Here is a 2,693-nt window from a genome sequence, read left to right as displayed (position 1 = left end):
AGTAAATTTACTTTCGTAATTTGGGTTAATATATAGTTCCATCTTACATGGTTATGCAGCTTTTGAAAACCGTAAGTATTCAAAATTCAGGTTTCATCCTGATTACCCACGGCATTTTATTAGACCGTTTCCTTAAACAGCTCCCTTTCTCTCCATTTCCCGAATCGATAGTAGCCGAATGCAAGAATGCTGCTGATGACAAAACTTGCGGCGATGCCGGCACCGATTCCTTTTTCTCCTATTAATTTCGCGAAAATAAACGTGAGCGGATAACGCAAGACCCAGAAAGAAATAATATTGAGCATAAGTACCTGGAACATGGCCCCTGAAGCCCGAACAACACCGTTCCACACAAAATTGAGGCCGAGAAACGGATAGAAAAAGGCGATGATTTTCACATATTCCGTCCCAAAGGCAACCGCCCCTTCATCAGAAACGAACATGCGGATTCCCCATCTTGCAAAAGTAAAAATGATGACAGCCGCCAATAACATAGCAGCAAAGTTCAAAAACAGGGCATACACCGTGATCTGCCTGACCCGGTCCCACTGTTTGATGGCAATATTCTGTCCCGCCATACTGTTGACCGCCGTCCCAAGCGCATGTGCCGGCAGCATGATGATGCTGTCCAGACGCTGGGCTGCCCCGAAACCGGCCACTGCATCAGGACCGAATGAAGTGACAACACTCATGATCGCAGCAAGCCCTGCCGAAATCACCGTCATTTGAAGCCCGGACGGAATCCCCTGTTTTAAAATGATGGTTGCCTCTTCCCTTTTTGGAAGTTTTGGAATGGAAAAGGGGATCTGCTTGAAGCGGATGCTGACAAACAGGCCATAAAAAAATGCTGCTCCCTGCGCGACAATTGTAGCATAAGCCGCCCCTTCAATGCCCCAATCAAAGACGTAAATAAACAAAGGGTCAAGAACCGTATTCAAAATGACGGCCATCAAGACAAAGCGGACAGGTGTTTTACTGTTTCCGAGCGCCCTGAAAACTGTGGAAATAAAGTTATAGCCGAACAAAAACAAGATTCCGAGAAAGTTAATCTGCAAATAACTGACAGCCTCTGCAATCATTGAAGAAGGAGTGCCAAGGAACTGGAGAATATTTTTTGCAAAAATAAACCCTGCCACCCCGAGAGCGATCGCCATGCCGCTTAAAATGACAACAAATGCGTTGACAAAACTCCTCAGCCTGGCCTCGTCGTCCTTCCCTTTTAGCTGGGAAAGGACTGTCAGCGTCGCATTATTCACACCGATGATAAAAGAAAGAACAGTAAAAATGACCGTGCTCGAAACTGCCACAGCCCCAAGAGCATTGGCCCCGAGCAAATTCCCGACCCAAAGACTGTCGATAAATTGATAGGAAGTCTGAAGAAGATTGGTGACCAGAATCGGGAGCGAAAAAGCAAGGAGCTGCCTCCCAATCGGCCCGGCCGTAAAATCCTGCTGTTTCATCGTGAGATATCCTTTCTAAAAGGTACTCCTCACATTATATATGCTTGATGAAAGGAAAAGCATGATTTTGGTTTTGGAACAGCTAATCAAACGTTTGATTTAAAAAACGGGCTTTTTTGATTGCACGATTATTGGCTTTGAGTCAGCTAATCAAACGTTTGATTAGATATTCAAAGTATTAATCGGACGAAAAATTAACCGGGCTTCATCTGGCGTGGGATTTATTTTTTGCGATTTTTTAACTTTTCGTCTCCGAAAGGTAAGCCAAGCCGTTAAAAATTTCTCTAAATCTTATTTTTCAACAAAAGCATCCGGGAAAAGTTCAATTTTGACGATATGACAGGCTTGCGGGGGTACGCTATACTGGCTCCAATAAATCCATTATGAAAGCAGGTTGAATAAATATTGAATCAACTCCCTGAGGTCAAAGTGTTCAAGCACTCTTTCGCCAGTCCGGAAGAATATCAGGAGTTTCTGTGCGATTTGCAGGTCAGCTCCCAGTTTAAGATGCGATACCGCGGGCTGTATCAGTACTATGGGAAAGACTTAATAGCCTTTAAGCGCGAAAAGCCCCGTTGTATGATCCGCAATGAATTTCTTCAAGTCTTTTCAAGCTACATGACCGATTACCTGGAAGATCACTGTCCTCCAAGTTGGAATGACTGTCATCCTCCCTTTTGGGAAGAACTCATTTTCGCCCATTTCCCCCACCACTTTAAAGTCACTGAAGAAGAGAAAGAAGTCGAGAATTTCCTTTCTGAACTTAATAAGTTTGTCAAACGTATTGATAAGAATGCCGGCACCAGGTGGACTCAAGAGGTTAGGACCTATTCTGACGAAGCGTTGATTGATTTAAAAATATGCGAACGACTCCTCAACCGCCTATTTCTCAAGCAATATCCGGATTTCCATAAGGAGGGCTGGGATTTTAAAAAAGATTTTGATCGAATTGAACACTTGCTTTATCATTTTAACAGATCTTTTCATACCCTTTTTCAGGTGATTGACATTATTGATGAGACGGTTATTCTTGAAAAGTTGGACGACGGAAGGATTTTTCACACTAGAGGGCTTCCGGTCAATATAATTAAACCAGATCTGTTGTTCTTTGGAACGATTGGGCAAAACAGTGGGCAATTTTCTTGGAGATGGCTCCTGACAGAAGGCATTTATCCGGAGAGGGCAAAGCCCTTTATGTTGAACAAGCTATATAATTTGAGCTAAATAAATTAT

At 43.3% G+C, this 2,693-nt stretch carries 2 protein-coding genes; one reads left to right on the top strand and one right to left on the bottom strand.

Annotated elements, in window-relative coordinates; all coding sequences use genetic code 11:
* Positions 1–119: 119 nt before the first annotated feature.
* A complete protein-coding gene (locus D4N35_RS17595) occupies positions 120–1,460 on the bottom strand; it encodes an MATE family efflux transporter (RefSeq protein ID WP_120075990.1) in 1,341 nt (446 codons plus the stop codon).
* Positions 1,461–1,865: 405 nt separating this feature from the next.
* Here D4N35_RS17595 and D4N35_RS17590 point away from each other — a divergent pair, with 405 nt between their 5' ends.
* Positions 1,866–2,684: a hypothetical protein gene (locus D4N35_RS17590; protein WP_120075988.1), complete on the top strand. Its 819-nt coding sequence runs from the start codon at positions 1,866–1,868 to the stop codon at positions 2,682–2,684.
* Positions 2,685–2,693 lie beyond the last annotated feature (9 nt).

The organism is Siminovitchia fortis, assembly GCF_003605365.2.
GTDB lineage: Bacteria > Bacillota > Bacilli > Bacillales > Bacillaceae_C > Siminovitchia > Siminovitchia fortis.
Note: the sequence above shows the minus strand (reverse complement) of the source record. Positions and strands in the feature narration are given on the sequence as shown.

Excerpts from the sequence above, each read along its gene's own strand:
- D4N35_RS17595 (WP_120075990.1), bottom strand. The coding sequence starts at position 1,460 with ATGAAACAGCAGGATTTTACGGCCGGGCCGATTGGGAGGCAGCTCCTT.